The sequence below is a fragment of the Pilosibacter sp. NGB245 genome (assembly GCF_057397225.1).
The window spans coordinates 1765575-1782931 of record NZ_CM171584.1; the positions used below are offsets into that span (position 1 = coordinate 1765575).

The following is a 17357-nucleotide window of genomic DNA, read 5'->3' on the forward strand; positions in this document are numbered from 1 at the left end:
GCTGTGTGGATATCAGACGGCTGCCGGACGCGAACTGCGCAGATCCACTGAAAAGTTATGCTACTACAAAAGGAGGATACCGATTATGAAGACCGATATCGAGATTGCACAGGAGACAAAGATGCTCCCGATCACTACTGTTGCATCCCAGTATGGAATCACTGAGGATGACCTGGAACTTTATGGAAAGTACAAGGCAAAGATCTCCAATGAGCTCTGGCAGGAGATCAAAGACAGACCGGACGGAAAACTCGTTCTGGTGACAGCGATCAACCCGACTCCGGCAGGAGAGGGAAAGACGACCACTAGTATCGGACTTGCCCAGGCGATGGCAAAATGCGGAAAGAAAGCAATGCTTGCTCTCCGTGAACCGTCCCTCGGACCGTGCTTTGGGATCAAAGGCGGAGCTGCCGGCGGCGGATATGCCCAGGTTGTTCCGATGGAGGACTTAAACCTTCATTTTACCGGTGATTTCCATGCGATCACAACGGCAAACAACCTTCTGGCTGCTCTCCTGGACAACCACATCCAGCAGGGAAATGCACTTGGGATCGACCCGAGACAGATCCTCTGGAAGAGATGCCTGGACATGAATGACCGTGTGCTCAGAAACATCGTTGTCGGCCTCGGTGCAAAGGCGGACGGCTTTGTCCGTGAAGACCACTTTGTGATCACGGTTGCCTCCGAGATCATGGCGATCCTCTGTCTGGCGACGGATATGAAGGACTTAAAGGAACGTCTCGGAAAGATCATCGTAGCATATAATTTCGCGGGAGAACCGGTGACAGCGAAGGACCTCAACGCAATCGGCTCCATGGCAGCGCTCTTAAAAGACGCTATCAAGCCGAATATGGTCCAGACTCTGGAGCACACAGGCGCCCTTGTACATGGCGGACCGTTCGCGAACATCGCCCACGGATGCAACAGCGTTATGGCAACAAGAACCGCATTAAAACTTGCTGACGTTGCGATCACGGAGGCAGGATTCGGCGCGGATCTCGGAGCTGAGAAGTTCTTCGATATCAAATGCCGCAAGGCCGGCATCCATCCGGACGCAGTCGTTCTCGTTGCGACCGTGCGCGCGTTAAAGTATAATGGCGGTGTTCCGAAGGACCAGCTCTCCGAGGAGAACCTTGACGCGTTAAAGAAGGGAATCGTAAACCTGGAGAAACATATCGAGAATATCCAGAAATACCACGTTCCGGTCGTAGTTACCTTGAACTCCTTCCTCACAGACACCGAGGCGGAGTACGAGTTTATCCGGAATTTCTGCGAGGAGAGAGGATGTGAGTTCGCTCTGTCCGAAGTATGGGCAAAAGGCGGCGACGGCGGTATCGAGCTCGCAAAGAAGGTATTAAATACTCTGGAGACAAAGAAGAGCGATTTCGCTCCGTTATATCCGGATGAGATGGGAATCTCCGACAAAATCGAGACGATCGCGAAGGAGATCTACGGAGCCGGAAGCGTAAGCTATTCCCCGGCAGCGAAGAAGGCAATCGCAAAGATCACAGAGATGGGATTCGGCGATCTTCCGGTCTGCATGGCGAAGACCCAGTATTCCTTATCTGACGACCAGAAGAAGCTGGGACGTCCGGAGGGATTTGATCTGACTGTGCGCGACGTCTATGTGTGCGCGGGTGCCGGCTTTGTGGTTGCGCTCACAGGTGCGATCATGACAATGCCGGGACTTCCGAAAAAACCGGCGGCGGACAATATCGACGTGGATGAGAACGGAAAGATCACAGGACTGTTCTAAATTATAAAAGTGAAAGAAAACTTGCAGGCGGGCGCTTTTTGTTCCCGCCTGTGCGGGTTATGGGAAAGGATGACGACAGTGGTAATTGGAGATTGGTTAAAACGCATGAAATATGTTCTGGTTTCCGGCAGTCTGGATCAGAACGTGGATGAAGTGATCTATGATTCAAGAAAGGCGAGACCGGATTCTGTGTTCGTGTGCATTCAGGGCAGCACCAGGGATTCCCACGAGTTTATCCCGGATGTGTTAAAGGCGGGCTGCAAGGTCCTCGTGATAGAAAAAGAAGTGGAAGTCCCGGCAGATGTGACGGTGATCCGGGTAGAAAACGGAAGACTTGCACTGGCGGAACTCTCCGCGGCGAGATTCGGCTATCCGGCGGAGAAGCTGATCACGATCGGGATCACCGGGACAAAGGGAAAGACCACGACGAGCTACATGATCAAGGCGGTCCTGGAAGCCGCCGGAAAGAAGACCGGGCTTATCGGAACGAACGGAGCTGTCATCGGGGATGAGAAATTCCCGACCTCCAATACGACTCCGGAATCCTATGTGGTGCAGGAGTATTTCCACAAGATGGTGGAGGCCGGCTGCGAGTGCTGCGTGATGGAGGTTTCCTCCCAGGCACTGATGCTGCACAGAGTCGGCGGGATCATGTTTGATTACGGCCTGTTCACAAATATTTCCCCGGACCATATCGGGCCGAAGGAGCATAAGAGCTTCGAGGAATATCTTTTCTATAAATCAAGACTTCTGACTGTTTGCAAAACAGGTGTCGTGAACCGTCTGACCGACCACTATGAGGAGATCACCCGTGATGCATCCTGCAGACTGGTGACATACGCGCTGGGCGGGAATGCAGATTTTACAGGTAATGACATTCACTATGCGTCAGACCATGATTTCGTGGGGATCGAATTCTCCGTCCACGGACCGCTCAACGGCAGAGTCCGTGTGGGAATGCCGGGAAAATTCAATGCGGACAACGCTCTTGCGGCTCTCGCAGTGTGCTCTCTTGCGCTCTCCGGCGGAAGCGGAAACCTGGATGAAAAAACGCAGAAAGCAGTCCTTACTTCCCTTGAAAATGTCCGCGTGGACGGCCGCATGGAGATCGCCTATGTGTCAAAAACGTGCAGCGTGATCGTCGATTACGCGCACAATGCGGTCAGCATGGAAAGCCTGCTCTCGACACTCCGGGATTATCATCCGAAGCGTCTCGTCTGCGTCTTCGGCTGCGGCGGAAACCGTGCGAGGGACCGCAGATATTCCATGGGCGAGATCGGCGGAAAGATGGCGGATCTCTGCATCATCACAGCCGACAACCCGCGGTTTGAGAAGAATGAGGACATTATCAAAGATATCGAAGTTGGTCTTGCAAAGACGGACGGAAAGTATATCGTGATCCCGGACAGACGGGAAGCGATCTTTTACGCGATCCACAACGCTGAGGAAGGCGACATGATCGCGATCATCGGAAAAGGCCATGAAGACTACCAGGAGATCGAGGGAGTAAAGCACCATTTCCTTGACCGGGAAGTTGTGGAAGAGGCAGTAAAGGAGATTGGAAAGTAATGGAGAACGTAAGTGTTCAGGATATCGTTCGTGCCACCGGGGGCGTGCTGCTCTCCGGAAACAACGATGCCCTGTTAAATAAGATCCGTCTGGATTCCAGACAGGTGGAGGCGGGAGACCTCTTTGTGCCGATCATCGGTGAGAAGGTCGATGCGCACCGTTTTTTACCGCAGGTGGCTGAAAACGGCGCCGGCGCTGTCCTCACAAGTGAACAGAACGCGAAGACAGAGGAGATGGAAAAGACTTCTTGCGCATGGATCGCTGTGGATGACACGAAGAAAGCGCTCCAGGCAGTGGGACGTTATCTCAGAAAGCGCCTGACATTGCCAATCGTCGGCGTTACAGGAAGTGTCGGAAAGACTACGACGAGAGAGATGATCGCAGCGGCCCTCTCTGCCCGTTACCATGTATACAAGACTCCGGGAAACAGCAACAGCCAGGTCGGCGTCCCGATCACTGTGTCCGAGATCACAAAGGCGGATGAAGTCGGTGTCCTGGAGCTTGGAATGAGCGAGCCGGGCGAGCTCACCGTGATCGCGCAGATCGCAAAGCCGGATATCGCAGTGATCACAAATATCGGGATCACCCACATCGAGCAGCTTGGATCGCGCGAGAATATCTATAAAGAAAAGATGACGATCCAGGACGGACTTTCCGACGGCGGCGTTCTCGTCTTAAACGGCGATGACGATATGCTGCAGAAGACAAAAGGAAAGGACGGCGTGAAGACCGTCTACTACGGAACCGGTGAAAACTGTGATTACCGCGCGGTGGATCTCGTCCTCACGGACGGAAAAGCTGAATTTACGGCGCTCCACGGCGGAAAGACACAGAAGATCCGCCTGAATATCATGGGCATGCACAATGTGATGAATGCCATGGCGGCCATCGCGGTCTGCTGTGAGCGCGGCATGACGATGGCGGAGGCAGCGGAGGGACTTTTAACGTTCCACGGCTTCAAACACCGCCAGCAGGTCTATGCGGACGGACGCTTCACGGTGATGGACGATTCCTATAATGCAAGCCCGGCATCCATGAAAGCGGCGCTTGATGTATTTAAGGGACTCACCGGAAAGCGCCACATCGCTGTCCTTGCGGATATGAAGGAGCTCGGAGAAAATTATCTGGCCTACCACAGGGAGGTCGGTGAATACGCGGCAAATTCCGGGGTGGATCTCGTTGTGACACTCGGAGAGGCGAGCAAGTGTCTTGCGGAAGGCGTCCGTGCGGTGAAGGAGATCCCGGTCGTGGAGTTTTTAGACCGCGACGAGATGGTGAAGTATCTGGAGCAGGAAGTAAAAGACGGAGACTGTATCCTCTTTAAAGGATCCAACTCCATGGGACTTTCCGCTGTCGCGGACAAATTTGCGGAACTGGAAGAGAAGTAACATAAAAACTGCTATAAAGCTTCTCAAAGAAAGGAGGGACCCGGATTGGAACAGTACGCGGACATTATCATTGATCTTTCTGTAAAAAATGTGGACCGGATCTTCCAGTACCGGATCCCGGCCCATCTGAGAGAAGCTGTAAAACCGGGGGTACAGGTAAATGTCCCGTTCGGAAAGGGTGACACGGTGCGGAAGGGCATCGTCGTCGGGCTCTCGACGGAGACGGACTACGACCCGGAAAAGATGAAAGAGCTCATGTCGGTGGAGGAAGGTGCGGTCCCGATCCGTACCCAGATGATCTGTCTGGCGTTCTGGATGAAGGACCGCTATGCGACCACGATGAACCAGGCGTTAAAGACGGTCCTCCCCGTGAAGGTGAAAGTGACGCCCAGGGAGGAGCGGGTGATCGTTTCCTTAAAACCCCGGGAGGAGATCGAGACGCTGCTCATAGAAGCGGAAAAGAAGAAATTCCGGGCAAGAGTCCGGCTTTACCGGGCGCTCCTGGAAAACGATGAACTGCCGTTAAAGCTCACATCGGAGAAACTCGGCGTCACATCCGCTACATTAAAACCGCTGGTGGAAAAAGAGATCGTCGAATTAAAAGCGGCGCCGAAGGAACCGGGACACCTGGGAAGCTTTTCATCCGCGCGGAATATTTCCCTGAATGAGGAACAGAGACGGGCAGCAGAGACTGTGATCCGGGACTATGATTCCGGACTGAGAAATACCTATCTGCTCTACGGGATCACGGGAAGCGGAAAGACGGAAGTCTATATGGAACTCATCGATCATGTCCTGCGGGAGGGCAGACAGGCGATCGTTCTGATCCCGGAGATCTCCCTGACTTACCAGACCGTGATGCGCTTTTACCGGAGATTCGGAAACCGGGTCGGGATCATGAATTCCAGGCTTTCGGCCGGTGAGCGCTATGAACAGTCGGAACGGGCGGCAAACGGGGAGATCGACATCATGATCGGTCCTCGTTCCGCTCTTTTTACACCGTTCCCGGATCTCGGCCTCATCATCATCGATGAGGAACATGAAGGCGCATATAAGAGTGAGACGGCGCCGAGGTACGATGCGAGAGAGGTGGCGCGCGTCCGGGCAGATATGAGCGGGGCGGTCCTTGTTCTCGGATCTGCGACTCCGTCCGTGGAGAGCTACTACCGGGCGGAACGGGGGGAGTACCGGCTTCTGACACTCACAAAGAGAGCGAAGGAGAACAGCCGCCTGGCGGGAGTCCACATCGTGGATCTCAGGGAAGAACTCGCAGAGGGAAACCGCTCGATCTTCAGCCAGAAGTTAAAGAAACTGATCGAAGACCGGCTGGAGAAAAAACAGCAGGTGATGCTGTTCATGAACCGGCGAGGATATGCGGGCTTTGTGTCCTGCCGTTCCTGCGGAAAAGCGATGAAATGCCCGCACTGTGACGTGAGTCTTACCTACCACAGAAATGGCCGGTTAAAGTGTCATTACTGCGGATTTGAACGCCCGCTCCCGGATCGATGCCCGTCCTGCGGATCCCCGTTTATCGCGCCGTTCGGGACCGGGACTCAGAAGCTGGAAGAGTTCACAAAGCGGGAGTTCCCGACTGCCCGCGTGCTTCGGATGGACGCGGACACGACTGCAAAAAAAGGGGCTCATGAGGAGATCCTCGCCACCTTCGCGGAGGGGGGCGCGGACATCCTGATCGGGACCCAGATGATCGTAAAGGGACACGATTTCGAAAATGTGACGCTTGTGGGTGTCATGGCGGCGGACCTCTCCCTCTATGCGCCTGATTTTAAGAGCGCGGAGCGGACCTTTGAACTCCTGACCCAGGCGTCTGGCCGTGCGGGCCGCGGGGATCTTTCGGGGGATGTGGTGATCCAGACCTACGCGCCTGACCACTATGCGGTCTCCTCGGCAGCCGAACAGGATTATCTGCAGTTCTACCGGCAGGAACTTCTCTACCGGAAGATGATGGGATATCCGCCGCTCGTGGGACTCCTGACGATCGGTCTTTCTTCAAAGAGGGAGGCAGATGTTGTCCGGGCGTCGGAGGACTTAAAACGCGTTATCCTGCGGGAATACGCTCTGGACGGGCTGAAAGTCATCGGCCCTGTGGAGGATTCCCCGTATAAACTTAATGATAATTACAGAAAAATTTTATATATGAAACATGAAAGTTATGATATACTATTAAAAATCAGAAATTCTGCCCGGAAACGGGAGACCATCCCGGATCTCTTCCGGAATGTGTTTGTGCAGTACGATCTGACGTGACATCATGTTTCGGCAAAAACAATGCGGGAGCCTTTCTGGCCCCGGTATCATAAATATGAGAGGAAATAAGATAAAATGGCAATCAGACAGATTAGAACCATCGGAGATGAGATCCTTACAAAACCGTGCAAACCGGTAAAAGAAATGAATGAGAGAACGATCGAACTCATTGAGGATATGTTTGAGACAATGTACGAGAGCAACGGCTGCGGTCTTGCGGCTCCGCAGGTAGGTGTTCGCAAGCGCATCGTGGTCATCGATGTGGATGACGGAAACCAGTATGTACTGATCAACCCGGAGATCCTTGAGACGAGCGGCAGCCAGACAGGACAGGAAGGTTGCTTAAGCGTTCCGGGAAAATGCGGACAGGTGACCCGCGCGGAGCATGTAAAGGCAAAAGCGCTCAATGAAAATATGGAGGAATACGAGATCGAGGCGGACGGACTTCTTGCCAGATGCATTCTCCATGAGTGCGACCACCTGGACGGAAAACTTTATGTGGACCTTGTAGAGGGCGAACTTCAGGACACAGTCGGAGAGGAAGAGGAATAATATGCGTATCGTATTTATGGGAACGCCGGACTTCGCAGTTCCGACGCTGACCGCTCTTGTGGAGGGCGGACATGAAGTGATCGCTGCGGTGACGCAGCCGGATAAACCGAAAGGACGCGGAAAATCCGTTCTTATGACGCCTGTAAAGGAAAAAGCGATCGAGTATCAGATTCCGGTATACCAGCCGGTGAAAGTGCGGGATCCGGAATTTGTGGATCTCTTAAAAGTGATGGCACCGGACGCGATCGTCGTTGTTGCCTTCGGACAGATCCTGCCGAAAGTGATCCTGGATCTGCCGAAATACGGCTGTGTGAATGTTCATGCGTCCCTGCTCCCGAAATACCGCGGAGCTGCCCCGATCCAGTGGGCAGTCATCGACGGCGAGAAGGAGAGCGGTGTGACCACGATGATGATGGATGTGGGACTCGACACCGGAGATATGCTCGAGCAGAAAGCGATCCCGCTCGATGAAAAAGAGACGGGCGGAAGCCTGTTTGACAAGCTCTCTGCCCTTGGCGGATCAATGATCTTATCGACGTTAAAAGGACTCGAGGACGGAACGATCACGAGAACTCCCCAGGGAGAATCGGAGACTTCCTATGCGAAGATGCTCACGAAAGAGATGGGACATATCGACTGGACAAAGGATGCGGCGTCCATCGAACGCCTTGTCCGCGGCTTGAATCCGTGGCCGAGTGCCTATACTTCCTACGCAGGAAAAACCATGAAGATCTGGGCAGCGGATGTGGCTGACCTTCCGGGCGAGAGGACTCCGGGAAAGATCCATGTGACAAAAAATCAGCTCTTTGTGGAGACCGGTGACGGCGTCCTTGATGTAAAAGAGCTTCAGCTTGAGGGAAAGAAGCGGATGGATACGGCTTCCTTCCTGCGCGGCTTCCAGATGGAAGACGGAAGTTTCTGCGAATAAGGCCTGTGGCAGGATCACACTGCAGCGCTCAGGCAGAAAAGTGACTGTGAAGTCAACACGGGAACGGCAGAAACGACATCGAAAGGAGAGATGTTTATGTACGGAATGTATGGTTACGGTTATGGATACGGGTTTGACCCGACGATCATCCTTGTACTGATCGGAGTTGCCCTCTCACTCTGGGCGCAGGGACGTGTGAATTCCACGTTCTCCAGATACTCGAGAGTCCGCAGCATGACCGGGATGACGGGTGCTGAGGCGGCGAGACGCCTTCTGAATGCCCAGGGAATCTATGATGTGACGGTCCAGCCGATCGCAGGAGAGCTGACGGACCACTATGATCCGCGGACGAAGACCGTAAATCTGTCCCAGTCCGTATACGGGGCAACTTCCGTCGCAGCGATCGGTGTCGCTGCCCACGAGTGCGGACACGCGATGCAGGACAATGAAGGATACGCTCCGCTGCGCTTCCGGAGCGCTCTGGTCCCGGCGGCAAACTTCGGCTCTAAACTTTCCTGGCCGCTGATCCTTTTAGGACTTGTGTTCGGCGGACTTGGCTCCCCGCTCGTTGAGATCGGGATCCTGATGTTCTCCCTTGCGGTGCTGTTCCAGCTCGTGACGCTTCCGGTGGAGTACAATGCGTCCGCCAGAGCAGTGAGACTCCTGGATTCCCAGGGGATCCTTGCGGGCGAGGAAGTAAGCGGAACGAGAAAAGTTCTGAATGCGGCAGCCCTCACTTACGTGGCAGCGGCGGCGACCTCGATCCTGCAGCTTCTTCGTCTCATTATTCTCTTTGGAGGAAGAAACAGACGTGACAACTAATACGACAAATATCCGGGAGGTCGTCCTTGACGTCCTCCTGGAAGTCCTTGAAAACCACAATTTAAGCCACCTCGTCTTAAAACAGGCACTGGAAAAGTACCTGTTTCTGGAACGCCAGGACCGCGCATTTATCACAAGATGCGTGGAGGGAACGCTGGAATACAGGATCCAGATCGATGCGGTGATCGACCGCTTCTCAAAGGTAAAGACTGCGAAGATGAAACCGGTGATCCGCGAGATCCTCCGGATGTCGGTCTACCAGATCCTCTATATGGAACGTGTCCCGGATTCCGCTGTCTGCAATGAGGCGGTAAAGCTTGCAAAAAAGAGAAAATTCCAGGGACTTTCCGGCTTTGTAAACGGTGTGCTGAGGACCGTCTCAAGAGAAAAAGAAAATCTGTCCTGGAAGGATGCATCCATCCGGTATTCGATCCCGCAGTGGATGCTGTCCATGTGGGAGGAGATGTTTGGAAAAGAGACCGCGGAGACGATCGCGGCATCGTTCCTGGAGGAACGTCCGCTCACGGTGCGGTTTAACGAGAGTATTGCCCCTGCGGCGGAGACCGTCGAAGAACTGAGAGCCCAGAATATCACGGTGGATCTGTCAGATGTATTCCCTGGGATCGCTTCGATCCGCGGATTTGACTACTTAGACCGAGTCACCGCGTTCGCGGAGGGAAAGATCACGGTCCAGGATCCGAGCTCCTCTCTGGCAGCCCGGATGGCATCCATCAAGCCGGGAGACTTTGTCCTTGACGTGTGCAGCGCCCCCGGAGGAAAGGCCATGCACGCGGCAGATCTCCTGAGGGGGACCGGAATGGTGGAAGCGCGGGATGTGAGTGAGAGAAAGACGGACCTCATCGAGGAAAATATCATGCGCTGCGGATTTCCCAATATCCGGATAATGGTCTGGGATGCGACGTTCCTGGATCCGTCCATGATCGGACAGGCAGATGTTGTCCTCGCGGATCTTCCGTGCTCCGGGCTCGGGATCATCGGCAAAAAGCCGGATATCAAGGAGCGGATGACGAAAGATGAGATCGTGAAACTGGCTGGACTTCAGAGGGAGATCCTCTCTGTGGTGTCCCAGTATGTGAAAACGGGCGGAACGCTTGTTTACAGCACCTGCACGATCACAAAAGAAGAGAATGCAGAGAACGCGGACTGGATCGAAAAAAATCTGCCGTTTGAGAAAAAAGAGATCCGTGACCTTCTGCCGGAGGCGTTAAAAGTTTCCTGCGAGGAGAACAGGATCCAGCTTTTACCGGGAGTCCATCCGTGCGACGGATTCTTTATCTCGGCATTCAGAAGAAAATAACTGTGCAGATATACCGGACAGTTACAGAAAAAATAACAGAACTGCTGTTTTGGAGAGTGGAGAATGGAAAAGAAAGACCTGAAATCAATGACGTTGGAGGAGCTGACAGAGTTTGTGAAGGAACTCGGCGAAAAGCCGTTCCGTGCGAAACAGCTGTACCAGTGGATGCATGAAAAACTGGCCGCATCCCTGGACGAGTGCACAAACCTGCCGAAAGCGTTTAGGGAAAAACTCGCGGAGAACAGTACATATACGTCTTTACGGACCGTAAAAATGCTGGAATCCGGGATCGACGGGACGAGAAAATATCTGTTTGGTCTCGATGACGGGAACGTGATCGAGAGCGTCCTGATGAAATACCATCACGGAAATTCCGTATGCATCTCATCCCAGGTCGGCTGCCGCATGGGCTGCCGGTTCTGTGCGTCGACTCTGGACGGACTTACGAGAAACTTACGTCCTTCAGAGATGCTGGATCAGATCTACCGGATCCAGAGATCCACGGGAGAGCGCGTTTCCAATGTGGTGGTCATGGGAAGCGGAGAGCCGATGGACAATTATGACAACCTGGTCCGCTTCATCCGGCTCCTCTCCGACGAAAACGGCCTGAACATCAGCCAGAGAAACATCACGGTCTCCACCTGCGGGATCGTCCCGAAGATCTTAAAGCTCGCGGATGAAGGTCTTTCGATCACCCTGGCACTTTCTCTTCATGCGCCGGACGATGAGACGAGAAAGACCCTGATGCCGATCGCCAACAGCTACTCCCTGTCGGAGGTGCTTCCGGCATGTAAGGAATATTATAAAAAGACAGGAAGACGCCTGACCTTTGAGTACAGCCTGGTCCAGGGAGTCAACGACAACCTCGATGAGGCAAAGCGCCTGACAGCGCTCTTAAAGGATATGCAGGGCCATGTGAACCTGATCCCGGTCAACCCGATCAAGGAGCGTGACTTTAAACAGTCCAACCGGGACGCGATCGACGCGTTCAAAGGCTACCTTGAAAAACACGGGATCAACGTTACGATCCGCCGGGAGATGGGCCGCGACATCGGCGGCGCCTGCGGGCAGCTTAGAAAGAGTTACCTGAGTGAGGAGGGACTGTCATGATCTCTTACGCGAAGACAGATACCGGAATCGTGAGAAGATCCAATCAGGATTTCCTGTTTGCATCGGATCAGCCGGTGGGACCGCTCCCGAATCTGTTCATCGTTGCAGACGGAATGGGCGGACATAAAGCAGGGGATTTCGCATCCCGGTATGTCGTGGAACATATGAAAGAAAATATCGAAAATTCTGACGCTGTGAGTCCGGTGATGGTCCTGAGAAAAGCGCTTGAAAAGACGAATCTCGGCCTTTATGAGGAGTCCATGGAAGATCCGGAGCGGGAAGGAATGGGATCCACCCTGGTGGCGGCCACCATCGAGGACGATATGATGTATGTGGCAAACGTGGGGGACAGCAGACTCTACCTTCTGCGGGACAGCCTGGCCCAGATCACGCGGGATCACTCCCTTGTGGAGGAGATGGTCGCGAGAGGGAAGATGGAGCGGGACAGTGAATCCTACCGGAACCAGAAGAATATCATCACGCGCGCTGTAGGGATCGGAAAACGTGTGGAGGCGGACTTCTTCGAGGTGCCGCTTCTCGAAAGCGACTGCGTTCTGCTCTGCTCCGACGGACTGACAAACATGGTGGATGACGCAGAGATCAGCCGCGTCTTAAAGACGACGGATACACTGAAAGAGAAGACGGACGCCCTGATCGATGAGGCAAACCGGAACGGAGGAAAGGACAACATTGCGATCGTCCTTGTAGAACCTCAGATAAGTGAGGTGAATGTATGATTCTATATCCTGGAACGATGCTCCAGGATCGGTATGAGATCCTGGAAAAGATCGGATCTGGCGGAATGTCAGATGTGTATAAGGCAAAATGCCATAAGCTGAACCGCCTTGTCGCGATCAAGGTTCTGAAATCGGAGTTTACTTCCGACGCCACTTTTGTCAGCAAATTTAAGATGGAAGCCCAGGCGGCAGCCGGACTTTCCCACCCGAATATTGTCAATATCTACGACGTTGTGGATGAAGGAGACATCCACTTCATCGTTATGGAGCTCGTAGAGGGAATTACTTTAAAGAGCTATATCACGAAAAAAGGTCATCTTGAAGTGAAAGAAGCGATCGGGATCGCGATCCAGGTTGCCTCCGGGATCGAGGCTGCCCACGAGCAGCATATCATCCACCGGGACATCAAACCGCAGAATATGCTGATTTCCATGGACGGCAAGGTGAAGGTCGCGGATTTCGGGATCGCGAGAGCCGTCTCCTCCCAGACCATGAATGCGGCAACGGTAGTGGGATCCGTCCACTACATTTCCCCGGAGCAGGCGCGGGGCGGATACAGCGATGAGCGGAGTGATCTGTATTCTCTCGGTATCACGATGTTCGAGATGGTCACCGGTCATGTCCCGTTTGCGGGAGACAACACCGTGACAGTTGCGCTGGCACATCTGGAAGATCCGATGCCGGATCCGAGAACACTGAATCCGGAGGTTTCCCCGAGTCTTGCCCGCATCATCTTAAAATGTACGGAAAAGAGACCGGAACGCCGCTATCCGAGCGCGGCAGCCGTGATCAGCGACCTGAGAAGAGCGCTCTTAAACGACGATGATCCGAATGTCGGTGTGATCGAGGAGGAAGACCACAGCTCCGATACGATCGTGATCAGCCCGAATGAGCTGAATATGATCAAGACCAGGAGTGGAGAGCGGATCCGGGAGTCAAAGCCGGTGAAGGAGATCCGTGAGCGCAGGGAACGGCGTGATCTGGAAAAACGTTATGAGCAGCCGGAGGGCGCAAAGAAAGACCAGAAAAAGAGCAAAGAGAACGACGAAGCGACCGGGCTGGAAAAGATCCTGACCGGCCTGGGTGTTGCGGCAGCCGTGATCATCGTGGCGGTCGTGATCGTATTTATCCTGAAACTCGGCGGCCTCTTCAGGAGCAGCACGCCGGAAGATCCGACGGAGCAGGTCTCCCAGGAGGCGACCACGGAGGAGGCAAAGACCACAGCGGTATCGGAGACAACGATCAGCCAGAAAGAGGTCTACATGCCGAATCTTGTGGGACATTCACAGGATGAAGCTGAGAAGATTCTGCAGGGACTCGACCTTTCCATGCAGGTGGAGCAGGAAAATTCCGACGGTGTGGAAAAAGGCATGGTCATTTCCCAGAAAGAGAAACCGGATACCGTGATCCCGCGCTTTTCCAAGGTGACTGTCGTCATCAGCGCCGGATCTGACAAGGTGGATCTCGCGGAACTCGGACTTTCCGGAATGACTCTTGAGACGGCAGTGCGCCTCTTAGAGGGAAAGAACCTGAAAGCAGATGTGCAGGAAGAATCCAGCGAGGATGTCCCGTCCGGAACCATCATCCGCTATGAGCCGGAGGACAAAGTGGCACTCGGAAGTACTGTGACTCTGTATGTGAGCACGGGGCCGGAGGAAGAATTTGTCTCTGTTCCGAATCTCTACGGAAAGACAGACGCGGAGGCATCCGTACTTCTTTCTGCGGCAGGACTTGTGGCGGGCGAGATCTCAAAAGAGTATGACAGTACGATCTCGGCCGGTCATGTCATCAGCCAGGGCGTTGAGGCAGGAACCCAGGTCGCACCCGGAGAGACCGTGGATTATACCGTGAGTCTCGGACCGGAAGCGCCGAAAAAACAGTTTATCGCCTCCCTGGATGCAAGTTATCCTCTTCAGGTCTCCTACGGACCGGGGGCAGCGTCCTCCGAGATCCAGATCCTGATCCGTTTAAAACAGACGGTAAACGGAAAAGTGACCTACACGAAACTTGCAGAGCCGAAGTCCTACAGCGCGGACACGACCTTAAATATCAAGCTTGACAAGATCCGCGGCGCAGACGGCGTGCAGACCGGTGAAGTGGAGATCGTGGATCTCACGAACAATGTCGTTCTGACCTCGTACAACGTAACCTTTACGGAAGTTGACAGCTGATAAAAGGCGGCAGAGAGCGGATACGAAACCTGACTGCGGAGCATACGGGCAGTCAGGATGAGATATGGGAGAGTGTATGACTGGAAAAATCATTAAGGGGATCGCCGGATTTTACTATGTCCATGACGGCGTTTCCAAAGTATATGAATGCAAGGCAAAGGGCGTATTCCGGAACAGGAAGATCAAACCTCTTGTGGGTGACAATGTGGAATTCGATGTGCTCTCAGAGGAGGAATGCCTCGGAAACATCGTGGAGATCCTCCCGAGAGAGAATTCCCTGATCCGCCCGGCCGTCGCGAACATTGACCAGGCGATGATCGTGTTCGCGGTCGCTGATCCGGAACCGAACTTAAACCTTCTGGACCGGTTCCTTGTCACGATGGAAGCCCAGGATGTGCCGGTGGTGATCTGTTTTAACAAGACGGACCTCGGAAAAGAGGGAGAGGCTGACCGGCTCGCTGAAATCTACCGGAACGCAGGATATGAAGTTCACTTATCCTGCGCTCTTGAGGGAGATGGGATCGAGGCGATCCACGATCTTCTCCGGGGAAAGACGACAGCTCTTGCCGGTCCATCCGGTGTCGGGAAATCGTCCCTGACGAACCGCATCCAGCCGGAGGCGGAGATGGAGACGGGTGCTGTCAGCGAGAAGATCAGGAGAGGACGCCACACAACGAGACATTCCGAGCTGTTTTTCGTCGAGAAGGAAACCTTCGTGATGGATACGCCCGGATTCAGCTCGATCTTTGTTGACGATATGAAGCCGGAGGAATTAAAAGACTATTTCCCGGAGTTTGAAGCCTATGAGCCGGAATGCCGGTTCCTTGGCTGCGTCCATGTAGGAGAGCGGGAATGCGGTGTCAAGGATGCCGTAAAAGCAGGAAAGATCGCAGGATCCCGGTATGACAATTACCGGTTGATCTATGATGAACTTAAGAATAAAAGGAGATATTAAGATCATGTATATTTTAGCGCCATCGATTCTTTCAGCAGATTTTTCAAAACTTGGAGAGGATGTAAAGACTGTTTCCGACGCCGGAGCGCAGTACATCCATCTCGACGTGATGGACGGAGCGTTTGTTCCGAGCATTTCCTTCGGTATGCCGGTGATCTCTTCCCTCAGAAAGACGACAGATCGTGTGTTTGATGTCCACATGATGGTGGAGGAGCCGGGAAGATATGTAAATGATGTGAGAAAGGCCGGCGCGGACCTCATCTGTGTCCACCAGGAAGCCTGTCTTCACCTTGACCGTACGATTAACCAGATCAAGGAGACCGGCGCGAAAGCGGCTGTCGCATTAAACCCGGCGACACCTGTGGAGACTCTCTCCTGCATCTTAAAAGAGGTCGATATGTTCCTCATCATGTCCGTCAATCCGGGATTCGGCGGACAGAAATTTATCCCGTACACCTTAGAGAAGATCAAAAAGCTCCGCACCATGTTAAATGAGGCCGGTCTTACCACGGATATCGAAGTGGACGGCGGCGTCAATGCGGCAAATGTGAGAGATGTTCTCAACGCCGGTGCAAATGTCATCGTTGCCGGTTCTGCGGTATTTAAGAATGATGCGGCAGCGAATACACGGGAATTTTTAAAGATCTTTGACGAGTATTCTGCAAAATAGAACCGGCAAAGTCTGCGGTCACTGTGGTATCATACGGAATTCCCGCTTCAAGAATTCCCAGATACGAAGAGTAACGAAATCATTTCATCAGCCATGCGTTTCCTGTATGCCATGAAGATCATGGAACAGGAAACGTCATGGCTGGATTTTTATCTCAGTCAGATAAGATCCCACCTGATCGGATCAAAAGGAGTGTGACAACGAAAATGAGTTCAGATATGAAAGAAGCTGCGGACACTTGCCTGATCGTGTCCGGCGGGCCGACAGACCGGGAGTTTGCGGCAAAATTTGTGAAGAAGAGGAAGTACCCGTATGTGATCGCGGTGGACGCCGGACTGGCTGTCTGTGAGGACCTGGGACTTGTCCCGGATCTCGCGGTGGGGGATTTTGACACCTTTGGTCTGGAGCGGATGGAGGAGCTAAGGAAGAAGGAAGGCTGGGCAACGGATGTCCACAAACCGGAAAAGGATGAGACGGACACAGACCTCGCAGTTCGCTCCGCTCTCCGCGCCGGTTTCCGCACAGCCCATGTGCTCGGCGCTACGGGAGGAAGACTGGACCACGAGCTCTCCAACATTCACCTGATGAGGGCTGCGAAAGACGCCGGACTTTTTATGGAGATCTATGATGCAAAGAACCGGATCTTTCTCCTGACGCCGGACGATGAAGAACATTCCGTCTTTCGAAAGACAGACCTCTACGGAAAATACGTCTCTTTTCTGCCGCTCACGGAGAAAGTTCTCGGGATCACGCTGGATGGATTTAAGTATCCGCTCCATAATAAGGATATCTCGATCCTGGAAAACCCGAGTCTCTGCGTCAGCAACGAGGTCCCCGGGGAGTCTGCAAAGATCTCATTCCGTGAGGGGATCCTGATCTGTGTGGAATCCGGAGACTAAGATGCGGGATCAGGAAAACGCTGCAGAATGAAAAAGATGAAAGACTGAGCGCAGGACACAGGCAGAAGGCGGGACCGGAAGAGTGGAATAAGAATCTACTGGACTGCATAAAAAAACCAAAACTGGACATTTTGCACAATCCACATGCGTGTTACTATGGATGACAAGACAGAAGAGACAGCTCCTGCATGACCTGTCGGAATGGCTCCGGAAGCTC

Annotated in this window: 14 protein-coding genes; all 14 read left to right on the forward strand. The window is 53.5% G+C overall.

Going from position 1 to position 17357, the window contains the following annotated elements; translation table 11 throughout:
• Window positions 1–85 precede the first annotated feature (85 nt).
• Window positions 86–1756, forward strand: coding sequence for a formate--tetrahydrofolate ligase (locus tag ACXMYH_RS07880; RefSeq protein WP_486555833.1), 1671 nt, complete (start codon window positions 86–88; stop codon window positions 1754–1756).
• Between the two features lie 69 nt (window positions 1757–1825).
• Entirely contained in the window at window positions 1826–3325 is a 1500-nt protein-coding gene (locus ACXMYH_RS07885; RefSeq protein WP_486555834.1) for a UDP-N-acetylmuramoyl-L-alanyl-D-glutamate--2,6-diaminopimelate ligase, read from the forward strand.
• Window positions 3325–4713, forward strand: a complete 1389-nt coding sequence (locus ACXMYH_RS07890; protein WP_486555835.1) for a UDP-N-acetylmuramoyl-tripeptide--D-alanyl-D-alanine ligase — start codon at window positions 3325–3327, stop codon at window positions 4711–4713. The genes ACXMYH_RS07885 and ACXMYH_RS07890 overlap by 1 nt, the downstream gene beginning before the upstream one ends.
• 45 nt (window positions 4714–4758) lie before the next feature.
• Complete coding sequence (priA, locus tag ACXMYH_RS07895; RefSeq protein ID WP_215702509.1) at window positions 4759–6978, forward strand: replication restart helicase PriA; 2220 nt, start codon at window positions 4759–4761, stop codon at window positions 6976–6978.
• Window positions 6979–7053: 75 nt separating this feature from the next.
• On the forward strand, window positions 7054–7530 hold the full coding sequence (gene def / locus ACXMYH_RS07900) for a peptide deformylase (RefSeq protein ID WP_118298097.1): 477 nt from the start codon (window positions 7054–7056) through the stop codon (window positions 7528–7530).
• 1 nt (window position 7531) lies between these two features.
• On the forward strand, window positions 7532–8458 hold the full coding sequence (gene fmt, locus ACXMYH_RS07905; protein ID WP_118298098.1) for a methionyl-tRNA formyltransferase: 927 nt from the start codon (window positions 7532–7534) through the stop codon (window positions 8456–8458).
• A gap of 96 nt (window positions 8459–8554) precedes the next feature.
• A complete protein-coding gene (locus ACXMYH_RS07910) occupies window positions 8555–9280 on the forward strand; it encodes a zinc metallopeptidase (RefSeq protein ID WP_118298099.1) in 726 nt (241 codons plus the stop codon).
• Entirely contained in the window at window positions 9270–10598 is a 1329-nt protein-coding gene (gene rsmB, locus ACXMYH_RS07915; RefSeq protein WP_486555836.1) for a 16S rRNA (cytosine(967)-C(5))-methyltransferase RsmB, read from the forward strand. Before ACXMYH_RS07910 ends, rsmB begins: the two co-directional genes overlap by 11 nt.
• 63 nt (window positions 10599–10661) lie before the next feature.
• Window positions 10662–11708, forward strand: coding sequence for a dual-specificity RNA methyltransferase RlmN (rlmN, locus tag ACXMYH_RS07920; protein ID WP_118650133.1), 1047 nt, complete (start codon window positions 10662–10664; stop codon window positions 11706–11708).
• Complete coding sequence (locus ACXMYH_RS07925) at window positions 11705–12445, forward strand: Stp1/IreP family PP2C-type Ser/Thr phosphatase (protein WP_118298102.1); 741 nt, start codon at window positions 11705–11707, stop codon at window positions 12443–12445. The genes rlmN and ACXMYH_RS07925 overlap by 4 nt, the downstream gene beginning before the upstream one ends.
• Entirely contained in the window at window positions 12442–14616 is a 2175-nt protein-coding gene (gene pknB, locus ACXMYH_RS07930) for a Stk1 family PASTA domain-containing Ser/Thr kinase (RefSeq protein WP_118532064.1), read from the forward strand. The genes ACXMYH_RS07925 and pknB overlap by 4 nt, the downstream gene beginning before the upstream one ends.
• A gap of 76 nt (window positions 14617–14692) precedes the next feature.
• Window positions 14693–15571: a ribosome small subunit-dependent GTPase A gene (gene rsgA, locus ACXMYH_RS07935; protein ID WP_118298104.1), complete on the forward strand. Its 879-nt coding sequence runs from the start codon at window positions 14693–14695 to the stop codon at window positions 15569–15571.
• A 4-nt stretch (window positions 15572–15575) separates the two neighbouring features.
• The gene (rpe, locus tag ACXMYH_RS07940; protein ID WP_118532066.1) at window positions 15576–16241 is read left to right on the forward strand and encodes a ribulose-phosphate 3-epimerase; all 666 of its coding nucleotides are present in this window, start codon (window positions 15576–15578) and stop codon (window positions 16239–16241) included.
• A 206-nt stretch (window positions 16242–16447) separates the two neighbouring features.
• Window positions 16448–17140, forward strand: a complete 693-nt coding sequence (locus ACXMYH_RS07945) for a thiamine diphosphokinase (RefSeq protein ID WP_243022308.1) — start codon at window positions 16448–16450, stop codon at window positions 17138–17140.
• Window positions 17141–17357: the final 217 nt, after the last annotated feature.

Excerpts from the sequence above, each read along its gene's own strand:
- ACXMYH_RS07880 (WP_486555833.1), top strand. The coding sequence starts at position 86 with ATGAAGACCGATATCGAGATTGCACAGGAGACAAAGATGCTCCCGATC.
- ACXMYH_RS07885 (WP_486555834.1), top strand. The coding sequence starts at position 1,826 with ATGACGACAGTGGTAATTGGAGATTGGTTAAAACGCATGAAATATGTT.
- ACXMYH_RS07890 (WP_486555835.1), top strand. The coding sequence starts at position 3,325 with ATGGAGAACGTAAGTGTTCAGGATATCGTTCGTGCCACCGGGGGCGTG.
- def (WP_118298097.1), top strand. The coding sequence starts at position 7,054 with ATGGCAATCAGACAGATTAGAACCATCGGAGATGAGATCCTTACAAAA.
- fmt (WP_118298098.1), top strand. The coding sequence starts at position 7,532 with ATGCGTATCGTATTTATGGGAACGCCGGACTTCGCAGTTCCGACGCTG.
- ACXMYH_RS07910 (WP_118298099.1), top strand. The coding sequence starts at position 8,555 with ATGTACGGAATGTATGGTTACGGTTATGGATACGGGTTTGACCCGACG.
- rlmN (WP_118650133.1), top strand. The coding sequence starts at position 10,662 with ATGGAAAAGAAAGACCTGAAATCAATGACGTTGGAGGAGCTGACAGAG.
- ACXMYH_RS07925 (WP_118298102.1), top strand. The coding sequence starts at position 11,705 with ATGATCTCTTACGCGAAGACAGATACCGGAATCGTGAGAAGATCCAAT.
- pknB (WP_118532064.1), top strand. The coding sequence starts at position 12,442 with ATGATTCTATATCCTGGAACGATGCTCCAGGATCGGTATGAGATCCTG.
- rsgA (WP_118298104.1), top strand. The coding sequence starts at position 14,693 with ATGACTGGAAAAATCATTAAGGGGATCGCCGGATTTTACTATGTCCAT.
- rpe (WP_118532066.1), top strand. The coding sequence starts at position 15,576 with ATGTATATTTTAGCGCCATCGATTCTTTCAGCAGATTTTTCAAAACTT.
- ACXMYH_RS07945 (WP_243022308.1), top strand. The coding sequence starts at position 16,448 with ATGAGTTCAGATATGAAAGAAGCTGCGGACACTTGCCTGATCGTGTCC.